This is a genomic window from Thalassospira sp. MIT121401 (assembly GCF_047125595.1).
In the GTDB taxonomy this organism is placed as follows: Bacteria; Pseudomonadota; Alphaproteobacteria; order Rhodospirillales; family Thalassospiraceae; genus Thalassospira; species Thalassospira povalilytica.
Genome location: NZ_CP138926.1, coordinates 1857129 through 1874917 on the forward strand (window position 1 = coordinate 1857129; position 17789 = coordinate 1874917).

At 56.0% G+C, this 17789-nt stretch carries 16 protein-coding genes; 7 read left to right on the top strand and 9 right to left on the bottom strand.

The window, feature by feature from the left end; genetic code table 11:
• Positions 1-8: 8 nt before the first annotated feature.
• Both SIB88_RS08360 and SIB88_RS08365 read right to left on the bottom strand, forming a co-directional pair.
• Complete coding sequence (locus SIB88_RS08360; RefSeq protein ID WP_412557844.1) at positions 9-1994, bottom strand: MacB family efflux pump subunit; 1986 nt, start codon at positions 1992-1994, stop codon at positions 9-11.
• A 2-nt stretch (positions 1995-1996) separates the two neighbouring features.
• A complete protein-coding gene (locus tag SIB88_RS08365) occupies positions 1997-3190 on the bottom strand; it encodes an efflux RND transporter periplasmic adaptor subunit (protein WP_412557845.1) in 1194 nt (397 codons plus the stop codon).
• A gap of 165 nt (positions 3191-3355) precedes the next feature.
• On the opposite strand from SIB88_RS08365, the gene SIB88_RS08370 reads away from it, so the two are divergent.
• Together SIB88_RS08370 and SIB88_RS08375 are read left to right on the top strand one after the other, a co-directional pair.
• A complete protein-coding gene (locus SIB88_RS08370) occupies positions 3356-4138 on the top strand; it encodes a response regulator transcription factor (RefSeq protein WP_412557846.1) in 783 nt (260 codons plus the stop codon).
• The gene (locus SIB88_RS08375) at positions 4135-5571 is read left to right on the top strand and encodes an ATP-binding protein (protein WP_412557847.1); all 1437 of its coding nucleotides are present in this window, start codon (positions 4135-4137) and stop codon (positions 5569-5571) included. The genes SIB88_RS08370 and SIB88_RS08375 overlap by 4 nt, the downstream gene beginning before the upstream one ends.
• Positions 5572-5659: 88 nt before the next feature.
• Here the strand turns inward: SIB88_RS08375 and purU are convergent, their stop codons facing one another.
• The 7 genes from purU to SIB88_RS08410 all read right to left on the bottom strand — a co-directional run bounded on the left by purU (position 5660) and on the right by SIB88_RS08410 (position 12276).
• Positions 5660-6544, bottom strand: coding sequence for a formyltetrahydrofolate deformylase (gene purU, locus SIB88_RS08380; RefSeq protein WP_068517035.1), 885 nt, complete (start codon positions 6542-6544; stop codon positions 5660-5662).
• 82 nt (positions 6545-6626) lie between these two features.
• Positions 6627-7931 carry a type III glutamate--ammonia ligase gene (gene glnT / locus SIB88_RS08385; protein WP_101247833.1) on the bottom strand — a complete coding sequence of 435 codons (1305 nt, stop codon included), beginning with the start codon at positions 7929-7931 and terminating at the stop codon, positions 6627-6629.
• An 86-nt stretch (positions 7932-8017) separates the two neighbouring features.
• Positions 8018-9346 (bottom strand): FMN-binding glutamate synthase family protein, encoded by a 1329-nt coding sequence (locus tag SIB88_RS08390; protein WP_206927171.1) that lies wholly within the window; start codon positions 9344-9346, stop codon positions 8018-8020.
• Positions 9347-9393: 47 nt separating this feature from the next.
• Positions 9394-10080: a GXGXG domain-containing protein gene (locus SIB88_RS08395; protein ID WP_068517037.1), complete on the bottom strand. Its 687-nt coding sequence runs from the start codon at positions 10078-10080 to the stop codon at positions 9394-9396.
• 84 nt (positions 10081-10164) lie between these two features.
• Complete coding sequence (locus tag SIB88_RS08400; RefSeq protein ID WP_412557848.1) at positions 10165-11061, bottom strand: class II glutamine amidotransferase; 897 nt, start codon at positions 11059-11061, stop codon at positions 10165-10167.
• A 118-nt stretch (positions 11062-11179) separates the two neighbouring features.
• Positions 11180-11884 (bottom strand): helix-turn-helix domain-containing protein, encoded by a 705-nt coding sequence (locus SIB88_RS08405; protein ID WP_197460751.1) that lies wholly within the window; start codon positions 11882-11884, stop codon positions 11180-11182.
• Between the two features lie 167 nt (positions 11885-12051).
• Positions 12052-12276 (bottom strand): hypothetical protein, encoded by a 225-nt coding sequence (locus SIB88_RS08410; RefSeq protein ID WP_206927174.1) that lies wholly within the window; start codon positions 12274-12276, stop codon positions 12052-12054.
• 31 nt (positions 12277-12307) lie between these two features.
• Here SIB88_RS08410 and SIB88_RS08415 point away from each other — a divergent pair, with 31 nt between their 5' ends.
• The 5 genes from SIB88_RS08415 to SIB88_RS08435 all read left to right on the top strand — a co-directional run bounded on the left by SIB88_RS08415 (position 12308) and on the right by SIB88_RS08435 (position 17619).
• Positions 12308-13441, top strand: coding sequence for an aminomethyltransferase family protein (locus SIB88_RS08415; RefSeq protein ID WP_412557849.1), 1134 nt, complete (start codon positions 12308-12310; stop codon positions 13439-13441).
• Between the two features lie 112 nt (positions 13442-13553).
• Positions 13554-14165 (top strand): dimethylamine monooxygenase subunit DmmA family protein, encoded by a 612-nt coding sequence (locus tag SIB88_RS08420; protein ID WP_412557850.1) that lies wholly within the window; start codon positions 13554-13556, stop codon positions 14163-14165.
• Positions 14162-15127, top strand: coding sequence for a PDR/VanB family oxidoreductase (locus SIB88_RS08425; RefSeq protein WP_412557851.1), 966 nt, complete (start codon positions 14162-14164; stop codon positions 15125-15127). Before SIB88_RS08420 ends, SIB88_RS08425 begins: the two co-directional genes overlap by 4 nt.
• Positions 15128-15145: 18 nt before the next feature.
• Positions 15146-16186 (top strand): heme-dependent oxidative N-demethylase family protein, encoded by a 1041-nt coding sequence (locus SIB88_RS08430; protein WP_412557852.1) that lies wholly within the window; start codon positions 15146-15148, stop codon positions 16184-16186.
• A 68-nt stretch (positions 16187-16254) separates the two neighbouring features.
• Complete coding sequence (locus SIB88_RS08435) at positions 16255-17619, top strand: NAD(P)-binding domain-containing protein (protein ID WP_412557853.1); 1365 nt, start codon at positions 16255-16257, stop codon at positions 17617-17619.
• Positions 17620-17789 lie beyond the last annotated feature (170 nt).

Sequence of the window (17789 nt, forward strand, 5' to 3'; positions counted from 1 at the left end):
TTTCTTTCCTAGTCGCGTGACAGGGCATCGACCGGATCCAGTCGTGCCGCATTGCGGGCGGGTAAAAAGCCGAACGTGATGCCGATCATGGTCGCGCAGGCAAAGGCACCGATGATTGATGTCGGTGAATAGACCATCGAAAAACTGCTGCCGATCAGATCAAACAGCTCGCCGATGGCAAGGGCGCCAAGAACGCCAAGTCCCCCGCCCAGAATGCACACCAGAACCGCTTCGATCAGGAACTGGCGCAAAATGTCGCTTTGACGGGCGCCAACGGCCATGCGGACCCCGATTTCACCGGTGCGTTCGGTGACCGAAACCAGCATGATATTCATCACCCCGATCCCGCCGACGACCAACGAAATCACCGCTATCGACGAAATCAGAAGCGTCATGGTGCTGGTGGTTTTCTCGACCGTCTGGCGGATGCTGTCACTATTGACGGTAAAGAAATCCTTGGTGCCATGGCGCTGGGTCAAAAGATCGGTAATCTGGCTTTCGGCAAGGGCGGGGGCGACATTGTCGGCCACCCGTACCGTGATGCTGCTCAGATAGGTCTGACCAAGAATACGGGTCAAAGCCGTGCTGTGCGGCACCCAGATATTCAGGCTGTCCTGATTGCCAAACGTGCTGGTTTTCGGCGCAGTTACCCCGATGATCTGTACCGGCACCGATCCAAGAAGGATCACTTCGCCAACCGCACGTTCCCCGTCCGGGAAAAGTTTCTGCACGGTATTGTCATCAATGATGGCAACCTGGGCACGTTTCCCGATTGCCGCCTGGTCAAACCAGATGCCGTCGGCAATTTCATAGCCGCGGACACGGTAATAATCGGTGCCAACACCGGTGACATTGGCATTGACCTCGATATTGCGATATCGCAGTGCGACGGTGCTTGAAACCCGGGGCGTGACGCTGTCGACATAATACTGGCTGGCCAGAACGTCGGCATCACCGGCGGTCAATGTGCGGATCTGATCGGCATCCCGGTCTCCGAAATCCTTGCCGCGATTGATGTCGATCGTGCTGGTGCCGATGCTGCTGATATCGGAAAGGATGCGTTCCTGTGACCCGGTGCCAAGGGCCACGACCGAAACCACCGACGCAATGCCGATAATGATGCCCAGCATGGTCAGGAAAGTGCGCAGGCGATGCGCATTCATCGCAATCAGCGCCATTTTGAACGCTTCGCCAAACCGGCCAAGTTGCGACAGATAACTGCTTTGACCGCTGCTGATGGTGTTGATCGCAACGGTCGATGCGTCGTCATCGGATTTTGGCGTGATGCGTTCATCGCGGATGATTTCGCCGTCGCGGATTTCGATGATGCGTTCGGCATGGGCCGCCACATCATGGTCATGGGTCACCAGAATGACGGTATGTCCGTCCCGATGCAGATCGCGCAACAGATCAAGCGTCTGCTTGCCGCTTTGCGTATCAAGTGCGCCGGTCGGCTCATCGGCCAGAATGACATCCCCGCCATTCATAAGTGCACGGGCAATACTGACACGTTGCTGCTGTCCGCCCGAAAGCTGGCTGGGTCTGTGATGGATGCGGTCACCCAATCCGACACGGGTCAGGATTTCGGTTGCACGTCTGGCCCGTTCGCTGGCATCGGTTCCGGCATAGATCGCCGGAACTTCAACATTGCCAAGCGCACTAAGATCCGACAACAGGTGATATCGCTGAAAGATGAACCCGAAATATTCGCGGCGCAGGGCGGCAAGTTCATCAGGTTCAAGATCGCCGGTCAGGCGACCATTGACGCGATATTCCCCCTCGGTCGGGCGATCCAGACAGCCAAGGATATTCATCAATGTCGATTTGCCCGATCCCGACGCCCCGATGATGGCGACCATTTCGCCACGCTCGATCGTCAGTTCAACGCCCTTAAGCACGGCGATCTGTTCTTCGCCGGCCGGGTAATGACGCCACAGATTGCGAATTTCGATCAGTGGGGCGGTAGTGCTGTTTGACATGGTTTCATCGCGCATGATCAAAACATCCCGCCCGGAGGACCCCGGCGTCCCGATTGTGTGCTTGTCGGCAATTCGGCCCCGCTGGCCATGCCAATGACGATCTCGTCATCCGCACTCAGGCCGCTGGTGATTTCGGCATTGATATTGGTATTCAGTCCGACGGTGACGGCACGCGGTTCCGGGTGGCCATCGTCGGTCATGACATCAAGAAAATAACCGCCATCTTCGGTCGGGCCTTTCAGGGCCGAGGATGGAACAATCAGGGCATTTTCCGACTGATCAAGAATGATGGTGACTTCGGCTGTCATCCACAGACGCAACAGGTGATCGGGATTTTCAACATCAAACAGCGCGTTGTAATAGACCGCTTCGTCATCGGTGTTTTCATCATCGTCCTCGATCCCGGTCGGGGCCGGTTCAATGGCGCGAAGGGTGCTTTTGTAAACGGTGCTGGAATCCCCCAGAACCGTGAATTTCACGGGCAGGCCTTCCTTGATACGGATGATGTCGGCTTCGGAGACCTCGGCCTTGACGGTTACGGTATCAAGTTTGGCCAGCTTGATGATGGTCGGGGTGGATTGTGATGCGTTGACGGTCTGGCCTTCCTTGACCGGAAGGGCGACGACCGTGCCATCCATCGGCGCTGTGATCTTGGTATAGCCAAGATCGATCCGCGCGGTATCCACCGCGATTTCGGCCTGGGTGATCTGGGCATTCAATGCATCGACATCGGCCTTGGCAATCGCAAGGTTGGCTTCGGCCGCGTCATAGTCTTCCTGCGGGGATGCATCAAGTGCGCGCATCTTCTTCTGGCGGGCAAAATCAAGTTCCGCCTGTTTGAGTGTCGCCTTCTGGGCAGCAAGCTGGGCCTTGATATTGGCAAGGGATGCCTCGGCCTCCTGCAGATCGTTTTCCTGGGTTGACGGATCGATCTCGGCAATCAGGTCGCCTTCGCGGATCCGGTCGCCAAGTTCCACATGCAGGGCCATGATCTGACCGGAAACCTGCGCGCCGACACTGACCAGCTTCGAAGCACTGACCGCCCCGGTGGCAAGCACGGTATCTTCGATTGTGCCCATGCGCGGCTTGGCCGTGATAAAGGCGGTATCGGCACTGCTGGGGAACAGATAGGCCTGCAACCCCCACGCAGCCCCGGCCAGGGCGACAATCAAAATGACGGCGTTGCGGACACGTTTTCCGGATCTACTCATCGGGCATTCATTCCTGACATTGCTCAGTGGCGCGACATGCGCATTCCTGATGAGCAACAGATAACAAGCCAGCCCGGGCTTGAGGGTGAGGGGGGCGAAAATGATCTGTAAGGAATGTGTAAAGATGGCCTTCGGGCTCTTTTAACGGGCGCAACGATGGGTAGAATGGCATCATCCAGACCGCAAAAACAAACCGGCCCGTTATACCGTGCCGACGCCAAGGAAAGACGCAAACAATTGACCGGCATATTGCTTGTAGATGACGACGCCGAACTGGGGGCGATGCTTGCCGAATATCTTGATGGCGAGGGCTTTGACGTTTCCCAGGCCTATAACGGCAAGGAAGGGCTGGCGCGCGCGCTTCAGGGGGAATATGCCGTCATCCTGCTTGATATCATGATGCCCGGCATGGGCGGCATTGACGTTCTGCGCGAATTGCGAGTCAAAAGCCGCGTACCCGTCATCATGCTGACCGCCAAGGGTGATGACGTTGATCGGGTCATCGGGCTTGAACTGGGGGCAGATGATTATATACCCAAACCTTATTATCCGCGGGAACTGGTGGCCCGTATCCGGGCGGTCTTGCGCCGGGCCGAACCGGTGGTCCCCAGTGATCCTGACGGGGCGGGGGATAATCCGTCCGATGAACTTGTTCACGGCAAGCTCAAACTCAAACCGGCCAGCCGCGTGGCAAGTTTTGATGGTGTGGCGTTTGATTTGACCGTGTCGGAATTCAATCTGCTCGAAGTGCTGATGCGTGCGGGCGAACGTGCCCTTTCCAAGGACGAATTGTCGCGCAAGGTGCTGGGTCGCCCGCGCGAGGTTTATGACCGTTCGATTGATGTGCATATGAGCAACCTGCGCCAGAAACTGCAAACCATCAGCGGCGATGCCGGCATGATCGAAACCGTGCGCGGCTTTGGCTATCGTTTAAGGCAGGACACATGAAAAGACGTCTGTTCTGGAAAATCCTGATCGGGTTTATCATAACCTTTACCGGTATCTCGGTCGGGGTGTGGTCGCTGCTGATGTTATATGGCGGGCCGCCCGAACCGTTCCATATCGGCTATCTCAAGCGCACCGCTCCGGGATATCTGCAAACCGCGGCCGAAGTCGCCCGCCATGGCGGTGTTGACGAACTCGAAGCCACCATTGCCCATTGGCCAAAATCCGAACGCAGCCGCCTGATCATTGATCTGGGTACCCCCGGTTCGGGCGGCACTGTCGATGGCGCCAATAGCGCCAATAGCGCCAATAATGCCAGCGCTGCCAATAGTACCGATATGGTTGCGCGCGTCCTGCCGGATAATGGTTCCCCCGAATGGCTGGATGCGCTCAAAGACTACCCCGCCTTTGAACAGGTCGTGACCGGACCTGGCGGTGAAAAGATCCGCCTGATCTATGATGTCAGCGATGTGATTGCCGAAATCCCGCAACGGTCACGCTGGAAAGTCCCCAATCCCCTGATCATTCTCGGATCGATTGGCGGCCTTGTCTTTAGTGGTGTTCTTGCCTGGTATCTGACGCGCCCGATCCTGAAAATCAGTGACGGGTTCGACGAATTGTCGCGCGGCAATCTGGATTATCGTCTGGGCAAAACCATCGGGCGGCGGCGTGATGAAATTGCCGATCTGGCCCGTGATTTCGATGTCATGGCTGATCGGTTGCAACGGCTTGTCGCGGCGCGTGACCGGTTGCTCAATGACGTCTCGCACGAATTGCGCTCCCCGCTTGCCCGGATGCAGCTTGCCGTCGGGCTGGCGCGCCAGTCACCGGACAAAAGTGCCATTTCGCTTGATCGCATCGAAAAGGAAGCCGTCCGGCTTGATGAGCTGGTGGGGGAACTTCTGACCCTGTCGCGGGCTGAAAGCGGTGCGGCACGCCATCAATCATGGATCGATCTTGATCATCTGCTGGGCCGTGTGGTCAGCGACGCCCGGTTCGAAGCCGATGCCACCGGTGTGATTGTCGATGCCGATTTCGGGGCGCGACCGTCCGGTGATCACAATGTACCCGTATTGATGGGCAGTCCCGAACTGTTGCGCCGGGCTTTTGAAAATGTCGTGCGCAACGCCCTGCGCCATTCGGGCGAAGGCCAGATCGTCAAAATCACAGCCACGGATGATGCCGATCACCAGCAGTTCCGCATCGACATCAGTGATGAAGGTCCGGGCATTGATGGCGACAAACTCGATGATCTGTTTGAACCCTTTGTGCGCGGGCAATCAAATGCCTGGGGCGGTGGGTTCGGCCTTGGCCTGTCGATTGCCCAGCGCGCCATTCGCGCCCATGGCGGGGATATCAAAATCCGCAACCGCGATCAGGGCGGGCTTCTCGTCACAATCCTTCTGCCCTATGAATTGCGTCAGGCCGAAGTCTGATCATCGGGACGGGCAAGAAAGACACCCATAAAAACAAACGCCCCGGCCTGTGCAAAGCCGGGGCGTTTCGGTTTTCGGACCGGGATGCTTATCCCATGCGTTCGGACGCATAGCTTCCCGGGCTTGGCGGGAAGACAATGGTACGATTGCCGTTGATAAAGGACCGGTGGTGAATGTGGGCGTGAACGGCACGCGCCAGTACCTGGCTTTCGACATCGCGCCCGATCGATACATAATCGGCCGAGTTCTGGGCATGGGTGATGCGTGCGATATCCTGTTCAATGATCGGGCCTTCATCAAGATCGGCGGTCACATAATGGGCCGTCGCCCCGATCAGCTTGACGCCGCGTTCATAGGCCTGCCGATACGGGTTGGCACCCTTAAAACTTGGCAGGAATGAATGGTGGATATTGATGATCTTGCCGCTCATTTTCTTGCACAGGCTGTCAGACAGAACCTGCATATAGCGCGCCAGAACAATGAGTTCGACCTCGCTGCTGGCAACGATATCAAGAAGCTTTTTCTCGGCTTCGGGCTTGTTGTCCTTGGTCACCGGGATGTGGTGGAACGGGATATCGTGATTGACCACGACTTTCTGATAGTCGAAATGGTTTGAAACCACACCGACGATATCAATCGGCAAGGCCCCGATTTTCCAGCGATACAAAAGATCGTTCAAACAATGGCCAAACCGCGACACCATCAGAAGAACCTTCATCTTTTCCGCGCTGTCATGGAACTGATAGGTCATGCCAAATTGCGTTGCCGGACCGTCAAAGCCACGCGACAGGGTTTCCTGATCGACACCTTCTTCGCTGACAAAGGCCACCCGCATAAAGAACAGGCCGGTTTCCATGTCATCAAACTGGGAACTGTCGGTAATGTTGCAACCATGTTCGGCCAGATAGGCTGAAATGGCGGCAACAACCCCGCGCTGGGAGTCACAGGTGACTGTCAAAACGTAGCTTTTCATCTCGTCTGGCTTTCAAAATAACAGTGAATGAAAATGACCCGGCCCCGTCCATCGGGGAATGTTTTGGGGCCGGGCAGAAGCATCAGATATCAAGCGTGTTTTCGCGTTCCCAGCTTGAGAAATGCGAAACATATGAATTCCATTCTTTTTGCTTGAGCTTGAGGAACGCCTTGGAAAACGCCATGCCAAGTTCGGCCTGAAGCGCCTCGTTGCGGCCCAGTTCGCGTAATGCATCAAGAAGGTTCAGCGGCAGGCGCGGCGCATCCTTGACCAGATGGCCTTCTTCATACATGTCGATGTCATAATGCGGGCCCGGATCGGCGGCATTTGCCATGCCGTCAAGTCCGGCCGCAATGATCACCGCCTGAAGCAGATAGGGGTTGGTCGCCCCGTCGGGCAGGCGCAATTCAAACCGGCCCGGTCCGGGAACACGCACCATGTGGGTGCGGTTATTGCCAGTCCAGGTCACCGAATTGGGGGCCCAGGTCGCGCCCGATGTGGTGCGCGGCGCATTGATGCGTTTATATGAATTGACCGTCGGGTTGGTGATCGCGGCCATGGCCGATGCATGGTTCATGATCCCGCCCAGGAAATGCTTGCCCTTTGATGACAGGCCAAACGGGGCCGCGTCATCGGCAAAGGCATTCTGGCCGGCTTCATTCCACACCGATACATGGCAATGGCATCCGTTGCCCGTCAGGCCGGCAAACGGTTTGGGCATGAATGTCGCGCGAAGGCCGTGTTTCTCGGCAATCGATTTGACCATGAATTTGAAAAAGGAATGCTTGTCTGCGGTTTTAAGCGCATCATCAAATTCCCAGTTCATTTCAAACTGGCCATTGGCGTCTTCATGATCGTTCTGATAGGCACCCCAGCCGAGTTCCAGCATGTAATCGCAAATCTCCGCAATCACGTCATAGCGGCGCATGACTGCCTGCTGGTCGTAACACGGCTTTTCGGCGGTATCGGCGGCATCCGAGATTGCCGTACCATCCTCGGTGATCAGGAAAAACTCCGCCTCGACCCCGGTTTTGACATTCAGGCCAAGCTTGGCTGCCTTGGCGATCTGGGCCTTAAGGACATTGCGCGGGGCCTGTTCGACCGGCTGGTCTTCCATGATGCAATCGGCCGCGACCCAGGCAACATCGGGTTTCCACGGCAACTGGATCACAGAATCCGGATCAGGAACCGCAAACATGTCGGGATGGGCGGGGCTCAGATCAAGCCAGGTCGCAAACCCGGCAAATCCCGCACCTTCTTCCTGCATGTCAGCAATCGCCTGGGTGGGAACAAGTTTGGCGCGCTGTCCGCCAAACAGGTCGGTAAAGCTGATCATGAAATACTTTATGCCGCGTTCCCGGGCAAAGGCTGATAGATCCTTGGTCATTGAAGTCCCCTGACGAATTTTATGCAGTGCCAACGGTTATCCCGGCGTGCCAAAAGGCACACCGGTTCCGGTGGTGCGTTAATGTTCTAGAATCCTCCCTGACCGGGAATCCAACTGGTCCCGGCAAGCGGTACACCGGCCATGGCCGCCGCTTCGATATTCAGTGCGCACAGATCCTCGGGTTCGAGGTTGTGCACATGATTTTTGCCGCAGGCGCGCGCAATTGTTTGCGCTTCAAGTGTCATGACCTTCAGGTAGTTGGCCAGACGCCGGCCAGCGGCAATCGGGTCAACCCGTTTCATCAGGTCGGCATCCTGGGTCGTGATGCCTGCGGGATCACGGCCTTCATGCCAATCGTCATACGCCCCGGCCGTCGTGCCAAGCGCGTTATAGTCCTCTTCCCATTTGGGATCGTTATCACCAATGGCGACCAGGGCAGCCGTACCGATGGAAACCGCGTCCGCGCCAAGGGCCAATGCCTTTGCCACGTCCGCGCCATTGCGAATGCCGCCAGATACGATCAATTGTACTTTGCGATGCATTCCCATGTCTTGCAACGCTTTTACCGCCGGGCGGATACAGGCAAGCGTCGGCTGGCCGACATGTTCAATGAACACTTCCTGGGTTGCCGCCGTACCGCCCTGCATGCCGTCAAGCACGATGACATCGGCACCGGCCTTGACCGCAAGGGCCACGTCGTAATAGGGGCGGGCACCGCCAACCTTGATAAAGATCGGCTTTTCCCAGTCGGTGATTTCGCGCAATTCCTGAATTTTGATCTCAAGATCATCCGGGCCGGTCCAGTCCGGGTGACGACATGCGGAACGCTGATCAATCCCCTTGGGCAGATTGCGCATATGCGCCACACGGTCCGAAATTTTCTGACCCAGCAACATGCCGCCGCCGCCCGGCTTCGCACCCTGACCAATAACGATTTCAATCGCATCGGCGCGCTTCAGATCGCGCGGGTTCATGCCGTACCGTGACGGAAGATATTGATACACAAGAGTTTCGGAATGGCCGCGTTCTTCCTCTGTCATGCCGCCATCGCCGGTGGTGGTCGATGTGCCCGCAAGGGTCGCCCCACGGCCAAGCGCCTCTTTGGCCGGACCGGAAAGGGATCCGAAACTCATGCCCGCGATGGTGATCGGGATTTTAAGTTCAATCGGCTTTTTGGCAAAACGGGTGCCCAGCGTGACCGCGGTTTCGCATTTCTCGCGATACCCCTCAAGCGGGTAACGTGACATGGATGCGCCAAGGAACAGCAAATCATCAAAATGCGGGACCTTGCGTTTGGCGCCACTGCCGCGAATGTCATAGATGCCGGTGGCCGCTGCACGGCGGATTTCTGATAAGGTATAATCATCAAAGGTTGCCGATTTGCGCGGCGTGGTAACGGGATGTTTGTGGCTCATGGTCTGATCCTGTTTCTGGGCTGAAAACGTGGTTTCAGCGCTGCGCGTCAATAAGCGTCGGCATTGTCGATGTTGAAATTGTAAAGCTGGCGGGCTGAGCCATATCGCGTGAATTCTTCGGGCTTCACATCCGTGATCCCCGCATCCGACAGAAGCTTGGCCAGGATTTCGATATGTTCGGGGCGCATGTCCTTTTTGATGCAATCCGCACCAAGCGATTTGACCGTGCCGCGTACAAACAGACGTGCCTCATACAGGGAATCACCAAGCGCATCCCCGGCATCACCCAGAACAACAAGATTGCCCGATTGCGCCATAAAGGCCGACATATGGCCGATGTTGCCTTTGACGACGATGTCGATGCCCTTCATCGAAATGCCGCACCGTGACGATGCATTGCCTTCGATCACCAGCAATCCGCCATGGGCGGTGGCCCCGGCATACTGGCTGGCATCGCCCTTGATCACGACCTTGCCCGACATCATGTTTTCGGCCACACCCGGACCGGCATTGCCATGCACCGTGATGTTGGCGGTTTCATTCATACCGGCACAGTAATAGCCGACACTGCCCTTGATCTGGACATTGACCGGGGCATCAATCCCGACGGCAACCGCATGGGCACCGCGCGGATTGGTGACTTCGAATTCCTCGTTCCCACCGTCTTTATCAAGTGCATGAAGCGACGCATTCAGATCGCGCAGTTCGGTGGTTGCAAGATCAAACACTGGCATATGTGTTCCTTCCTTATATGGCCGCCTGTGTGAAACGGCCGGGTCGGGGCGCGATATCGCTGCACCCGACAGGGTTCTTGAAAATCAGTGTTCCCAGAAATAAACCGTGGCCGGTTCCGGTTCCCAAACCCGCGCATCTTCAATGCCCGGCAGGTTCACAAGCGCGCGATATTCCGACCCGAATGCGACATAGGCATCGGTTTCGGCCATGACGGCGGGTTTGCAGGCAATCGGATCGCGTACCACGCCAAAGCCCGACTTGGTGCCAACGACGAATGTGAAAAACCCGTCAAGGTCATCAAGCGCGCTGGTCAATGCCTCGCCAAGGTTCTTGCCCTTGGCCATTTCCCCGGTCAGATAGGCGGCGGCGACTTCGGAATCGTTTTCGGTTTCCATGCGAATGCCCTGATGGGACAGTTCGCGGCGCAGATTGTTGTGATTGGAAAGTGACCCGTTATGGACAAGGCACTGGTCCGATCCGGTCGAAAACGGATGGGCACCAAGGGTCGTGACCGCACTTTCGGTCGCCATGCGCGTATGGCCAATGCCGTGTGTGCCCGACATGTCGGTAATCTTGAACCGTTCGACCACATCCTTGGGCAGGCCGACTTCCTTATAGATTTCCATGACATTGCCCGTGCCCATCACCCGGATATTGGGTCGAAGTTCGGCAAGGGCGGCACGGGTGGCATCAATCTGATCGGCGCCAACCGTGATCACGGCATGTGTGCTTTTGGGCAGGATCGATGCATTGGCAATGCCCGCAGCACGCAATTCATCGGTCAGGCCGGCAAAATCGGTTTCCGGTTCCGGGGACTGAATGGTGAGTTTGGCCAGATTGTTCTGATCTGCGCCATAAATGGCGATCCCCGCACTATCAGGGCCGCGATCGGTCATGGTCACCAGCATTTCCGACAGCAAAGCGCCGAGCTGCGGTTCCAGACTTTTATCTTTAAGGAATAAACCAACGATGCCGCACATGGCAGGACAGTCTCCATTCTGTTGCTTGAATGGAGACTAACTGTTCGCGATTGCGGAATCAACTCATAAGAATAAAAATTTCATCAGGGTGAATTATATTCTCCACCGTGAAGAAAGTTTACGAGCGTGCCGGATAGCAGATGATCGACAGATAACGGATTGGAAATGAAAGAAGTTCTTCCGGTCCGTGCCGGGCATCGGCATCAAAAAACAGGCTGTCACCGGCCTGCATGTAATAAAGCTGATCACCGTGGCGATAGCGTACTTCACCCTCAAGCATATAGATGAATTCCATGCCTTCATGCTGGAAGGCGGGGAAACTGCTCGACTCCTCGGTCAGCGTCAGCAAATAGGGCTCGACCACCACACCGCTGGTATTGTTATCAATATGCCCAAGCAGGTTATATTCGTGACCTGCGCGCGTGCCGCGCCGTTCAATGGCAATGCCTTCGCCCGATTTGACAAACACCGCATTGCGCGGTTCTTCATAACGGCGGAAAAAGTCGGTCAGCGGCACGCCAAGTGCGCTTGCCAATGCCTGAAGCGATGTCAGGGACGGTGATGTCACACCATTTTCAATCTTGGACAACATCCCCATCGAAATGCCGGTTGCCGATGCCAGATCGGCAATGGTGATGCCAAGTTTCTTGCGCAGGGCGCGGACTTCATGTCCGATCGCGATTTCCAGATTGTTTTCCTTCGGCTCGCGAAGGGCGTGCGGGTCCTGGTTCAGGGCGGCCGGTTTGTTCATGGAGTCCATGGGTATTCCTTGCTCGCTGTTGGCGTTGGTTTTGGTTGGTTTCTGCGATTTGTTATCTGCCATTGTGGCGGCTTCCTTCGCCACCGTGCCCGTAATCGGCGTGCGGTGCGTTTCCTGATCGTTTCCTGGGTCATGCGCGGACCGCTTTGCTTTGGCGGCCGTCTTTTGTTTTGTGCCGGTCTGCCCGTTGATCGTTACGATCCGTGGTGCAGTGCGGCCTTGTGTTTCATTTAAACTGTCAGGAAAGATTTATCAACTGAAGGGAAAATCATTTTGTGGGACAGGCGGGCGGTGGTGGCGCAATCAAATTGTTGCAATGCCGCAGAAAATAGCACTTGAGGAATAATTATTGAATTAAATGAAAAATAATTATTGCGTTCGCGAACAAGTTGCCGCCAGAATGGAGAACATAAAAAGCCAATAATTGCGCGCTGATTGCGCGACAAGGCTGCCAAATTAGGGCGACCAAATCAGGAGGCCATCACAATGACTGCAAGCTGGAGATTCTCCGCCCTTGCCGACCGTCACCGCGCGCTTGGTTCCAATCTTGAAGACTGGAGCGGGATGGGCACGGCATGGACCTATGACAAGGATTGGGACGAAGAATATATCGCCATCCGCACCAAGGCCGGGATCATGGATGTATCGGGCCTGAAAAAGGTCCACATCACCGGCCCCCATGCTTCGCACGTCATTGATTATGCCACCACGCGCAATGTCGAAAAAATCTATCCCGGTAAATCGGTTTATGCCTGCATGCTTAATGATCAGGGCAAATTTACCGACGATTGCGTGATCTATCGCATGGGGCCGAATTCATGGATGGTGGTTCACGGATCGGGCACCGGGCACGAAGAATTGACCCGTGCGGCCATGGGGCGCGATGTATCGGTTCGTTTTGATGACAATCTTCATGACCTGTCGCTTCAGGGGCCGTTGGCTGTCGATTATCTGGCGGAATATGTGCCCGGCATTCGCGATCTTCCCTATTTCCATCACATGCAGACCCAGTTGTTTGGCGCACCGGTGATGATTTCGCGGACCGGTTATACCGGTGAACGCGGTTACGAGATTTTCTGTCGCGGGCAGGATGCCGGGATGATCTGGGACCGGATCGTTGCCGAAGGGGCCGATATGGGCATCATTCCGACCCGCTTTACCACGCTTGATATGTTGCGGGTCGAAAGTTACCTGCTGTTTTATCCCTATGATAACTCGCAGATGTACCCGTTCGAAAACGAAGGACCGGGCGATACCCTGTGGGAGCTTGGCCTTGATTTCACGGTCAGTCCCGGCAAAACCGGCTTCCGCGGCGCCGAGGAACATTACCGTCTCAAGGGCAAGGAACGCTTCAAGATTTTCGGTATCCTGTTTGACGGCAAGGAAGTCCCGGCCGAAGGGGCGGCTGTGTTCAAGGACGGGGCAAAGGTTGGCGTTGTGACCTGCGCGATGTATAGCCCGCTCAAAGACCAGACCATGGCGATTGCCCGTCTGGCGGTTGAGTGCGCCGAGCAGGGGGTACGTCTTGAAATTGCCGGGGCGAACGGCATGCTGGGCGGTATGGCCCACACCATGCCCTTTGATGATCCGAGCAAATCCAAAAGAACTGCCAAGGGCTAGGACATATCCCCGGGGATCGGCTGGTTGGGCTGGATCGACCGGATCGGTCGGACCGGTTCCCCGGGGCTGTCATTTGATCCGTTGGTTTCTGACAGAATGGGATCCCGCGACCATGTCTGAGAGTTTGATAGAAGAAAGCATCCTTTCCCGCCCCAAATACGGGCAGTTGGCGATTGCCCCGGGGCTTGCGCATTATTTCGTTGCCGATGCATCGGGCGCGGAATGCGTCATCCGCGTGGTCCAGACCGCCCCGAAAGGCTTCATGGAAAAGGTCCATATCCTTTATGTGCCGACACCGGGTGAAAACGCCCTGATCACTGCCCTTTATGCCTTGGGTGCGAAACGGTTCGAACATGTCCCGACCATTGATGCGGCGATTGCCAAGCTGGGCGACTGGCTTTCGGAGTCCAAAATGGGAAGCCAGCTTTACCTTGCCGGGACCGAGGGCCTGATTGGCCGGGCTGTCGCCAAGGGCGAGGAATGCGGGCTCGATCACACGGCTGTTCAGTGTGAACATCGCGGCAGTCTGGCGCGTCGGGTTCAATGCGTTCACTGCAAAACCATGATCGAAAAGGTCACGACACAGCCGGTCAAATGCCCGTCCTGTGATTTGCTGCTTTTGGTGCGCGATCATTATTCCCGGCGACTGGCCGCCTTTCAGGGGGTGTGCATCAATGCCGAAGACCCGACCGAGGAAGTCGAAATCAGGGAGATCTTCAAATGAGCGCGTCCGATCATCTGATCCCGGTGGTGGTTTCCCGAGTTGTCGAAGTCAATTCGATCATCAAGCGTTTTGAATTCAAGCATATCCACGGCAATGAACTTCCGGCCTTTTCCGGCGGGGCGCATATCGTGGTGGAAATGCTTGATGGTCCGACCAAACGCAAGAATGCCTATTCCCTGATGAGTTCACCCTTTGATCGCGACCAATATGCCATTTCGGTGCGGCGCGATGATAACGGGCGCGGTGGATCGAAATTCATGCATGAAAAGGTCGAACCGGGCATGAGAATGAATATCTCGGCCCCGGTGAACCTGTTTGCGCTTGATCTGCGCGCCAGAAAACATCTGATGATTGCGGGCGGCATCGGCATCACGCCGTTCGTCGCCCAGATGACCCAGGCATCATCACTTGGCGTGCCGTTCGAACTTCATTACGCCGCGCGCAGCGCCTCGCAGGCGGCCTATATGGACAGCCTGCAAGACCGGTTTGGCGACCATGTCAGGTGCTATTGCGATGATGCGGGCGGTGGTCCTGATCTGACCGCACTTTTATCGGATCAGCCGCTTGGCACCCATGTTTATGTCTGCGGGCCCAAGGGCATGATCGAGGCCGTCGTTCAAACCGCAACCGATCTTGGCTGGCCTGCGGCCCACATCCATTTCGAACATTTCCTGTCCCCGCCGGTGGGCAAGGCATTTTCGGTCCATCTGGCAAAGGCCGGGATTGATATCGCGGTCGGGCCGGAACAAAGCCTGCTTGAAGCGATCGAGGCATCGGGAACCCCGGTCAAATGCCTGTGTCGTGGCGGGGCCTGTGGGCAATGTGAAACAAAGGTCGTTACCTGTGATGGTGACATTGCCCATAACGATCACTGGCTTGATGACGATCAGCGTGCATCGAAACAGTTCATCATGCCCTGCGTGTCGCGGTTCAGCGGCAAGCGTCTTGAACTTGATCTGTAAGCAAGGGGGATCTGCGATATGACCATTCACTTCAGAAACGAGACATTCCGCAACGATTTCACCTATGCCAACAGTCCGGGCAACATTCCGCGCTTTCCGTTCCCGTTTCCCGAAGACGAATATATGTATTCGACCAATGTGGAGCCGCATCACGCCACACGGGCCGGAAGCCCGTTTGAACATGCCTTTGATGTCGACGAACATTATGTCTCGGAAATGAAGGACCGCGCCCTTGTCCTGGCCGACGACCCCGGGCGTTGTCAGGCCCTGCCGCATATGGAAACGGCGGCGTGGGATTTTGTCGAACTGGTGATGGTTTCCAAGGCACGCGACTATCCCGATCTGTTTGAACTGACCATTGATGGGGATCGCTGGCACTGGATCAACAAGCCGCTTCAGATCGATGACACCTTTGTCTTTGGCGACAGTTCGACACTGCCATGTCATCCGATGGAATATATCGGCCGTCAGGTGCAGGGCGATCATGCGATCCTTGATCAACGCGATGGCAATCTTTGGATGGATGCCGGGATCATTACCGCACAGGCTGACTGGTCGCTTGATTTCGACATGGGCATGAACTTCTTTGAATGGCATGCGCCCGTGCCGCTGGCCCATGAGCTCGGCGTGTTTCAGCGCGCGTTGAAATTCCTGCTGTCCCTGCCGCAAGGCCAGCCGTCCCGGCGTCTGAACTGGACGCTGACGGTTAATCCAAGGCTTGATACCAGCCCGGAAAATTATCCCAAATGGGGCCCGGACAAGCTGACGGTGAATCCCGGCAATATCGGGGAAAAGGTCCATCTTCGGGTCGAACTTCAGACCTTCTGGCGTCTGCCGCGGTCGAACGCGATCCTGTTTCCGATCCGCACCTATCTGATGGCGATGAACGAAGTTGTGACCCAGCCGAAATGGGGCCGTCGCCTGCATCGGGTGATGCGCGATCTGCGCCCGGAACTGGTCGAATATAAGGGGCTGTCCCGCTACCACCCGATGCTGGTGGACTGGCTTGCACAGTTTGACGACGGTGCGCCGACGTCACCGGGGATTTTCCCCGACTAACCAAAACCGGCATCAAAAAACAAGCCGGACGGAGGAAATAACCAGCCATCTATTGGGGATCTAAGGCAATGACACTTCGCGTGGCGATTATTGGCGCCGGCCCGTCGGGCATGGCGCAGATGCGTGCATTTCAGTCAGCAGCAGCCAAAGGGGCCGAAATCCCCAAAGTGGTATGTTTCGAACGTCAGGAAGACTGGGGCGGTTTGTGGAACTATACCTGGCGCACCGGGCTTGATGAATATGGCGAACCGATCCACGGGTCGATGTATCGCTATCTGTGGTCAAACGGACCCAAGGAATGCCTTGAATTCGCCGACTACACATTCGAGGAACATTTCGGCAAACCGATCGCATCCTATCCGCCGCGCGCGGTGATCTGGGACTATATCAAGGGCCGGGTCGAAAAGGCCAATGTGCGCCCGTGGGTGCGGTTCAGAACCCCGGTGCGCCGGGTCGAATTTGATGATGGATCACAGACCTTTACGGTCACCTCGCATGATCTCAAAAACGATGTCATCGCATCCGAGGAATTTGATTATGTGGTGGTCGCCAATGGTCATTTCTCGACGCCGAATGTCCCGGAATTCCCGGGTTTCGAAACCTTTGGCGGGCGTGTTTTGCATGCCCATGATTTCCGTGATGCCCTTGAATTCAAGGACAAGGATATCCTGATCATCGGCACCTCCTATTCGGCCGAGGATATCGGATCGCAATGCTATAAATATGGCTGCAAATCCGTCACCGTCAGTCACCGCACCAATCCGATCGGCTTTGACTGGCCCGATAACTGGGCCGAAGTGCCGCTTTTGACCAGGGTTGAGGGCAATACAGCTTATTTCAAGGATGGATCATCGCGTGATGTCGATGCGGTCATTCTGTGTACCGGCTATCAGCATCACTTCCCGTTCCTGACCGATGATTTGCGTTTGAAAACCGCTAACCGATTGTGGCCATTGGGTCTTTATAACGGGGTGGTGTGGGAAGAAAACCCAAGACTGATGTATCTGGGCATGCAGGACCAGTTCTATACCTTCAACATGTTTGATGCCCAGGCATGGTATGCCCGTGATGTCATCATGGGCCGCATTCCTTTGCCGTCAAAAGAGGCGATGAAGGCCGATAGCCAGGCCTGGCGCGACCGGGAAGAAAGCCTGAAAGACGATCATGACATGATCTGGTTCCAGGGCGATTACACAGCCCATCTTATTGAAATGACAGACTATCCGATGTTTGACATCGAAGGGGTCAACAAGACCTTCGAGGAATGGGAACATGACAAGGCCCATGACATCATGGGCTATCGCAACAAATCATATCGATCGCTCATGACCGGCAATATGTCGCCTGCCCATCATACGCCGTGGCTCGATGAACTTGATGACAGTCTGGAAGCCTATTTGCAGACCGGATTAAAAAGCAGCGCTGCAGAATAAGCCGCATTATTAAAAAGAAACTAATAATCGCACTGACCTTCCCTTAGCAGAGCAAACTCGCAGTCACCCCCGCGCCCGTCGCGGGGTTCTTTTTGTGTGAGGATTGAATTTTGCGGCGGCCATGATGCCCGGGGCATCCCGGTGTTGACGCTATGCGGAGGCGTGAAACG

Coding starts and splice junctions, on each gene's coding strand:
- SIB88_RS08360 (WP_412557844.1), bottom strand. CDS start 1,994: ATGCGCGATGAAACCATGTCAAACAGCACTACCGCCCCACTGATCGAA.
- SIB88_RS08365 (WP_412557845.1), bottom strand. CDS start 3,190: ATGAGTAGATCCGGAAAACGTGTCCGCAACGCCGTCATTTTGATTGTC.
- SIB88_RS08370 (WP_412557846.1), top strand. CDS start 3,356: ATGGCATCATCCAGACCGCAAAAACAAACCGGCCCGTTATACCGTGCC.
- SIB88_RS08375 (WP_412557847.1), top strand. CDS start 4,135: ATGAAAAGACGTCTGTTCTGGAAAATCCTGATCGGGTTTATCATAACC.
- purU (WP_068517035.1), bottom strand. CDS start 6,544: ATGAAAAGCTACGTTTTGACAGTCACCTGTGACTCCCAGCGCGGGGTT.
- glnT (WP_101247833.1), bottom strand. CDS start 7,931: ATGACCAAGGATCTATCAGCCTTTGCCCGGGAACGCGGCATAAAGTAT.
- SIB88_RS08390 (WP_206927171.1), bottom strand. CDS start 9,346: ATGAGCCACAAACATCCCGTTACCACGCCGCGCAAATCGGCAACCTTT.
- SIB88_RS08395 (WP_068517037.1), bottom strand. CDS start 10,080: ATGCCAGTGTTTGATCTTGCAACCACCGAACTGCGCGATCTGAATGCG.
- SIB88_RS08400 (WP_412557848.1), bottom strand. CDS start 11,061: ATGTGCGGCATCGTTGGTTTATTCCTTAAAGATAAAAGTCTGGAACCG.
- SIB88_RS08405 (WP_197460751.1), bottom strand. CDS start 11,884: ATGGCAGATAACAAATCGCAGAAACCAACCAAAACCAACGCCAACAGC.
- SIB88_RS08415 (WP_412557849.1), top strand. CDS start 12,308: ATGACTGCAAGCTGGAGATTCTCCGCCCTTGCCGACCGTCACCGCGCG.
- SIB88_RS08420 (WP_412557850.1), top strand. CDS start 13,554: ATGTCTGAGAGTTTGATAGAAGAAAGCATCCTTTCCCGCCCCAAATAC.
- SIB88_RS08425 (WP_412557851.1), top strand. CDS start 14,162: ATGAGCGCGTCCGATCATCTGATCCCGGTGGTGGTTTCCCGAGTTGTC.
- SIB88_RS08430 (WP_412557852.1), top strand. CDS start 15,146: ATGACCATTCACTTCAGAAACGAGACATTCCGCAACGATTTCACCTAT.
- SIB88_RS08435 (WP_412557853.1), top strand. CDS start 16,255: ATGACACTTCGCGTGGCGATTATTGGCGCCGGCCCGTCGGGCATGGCG.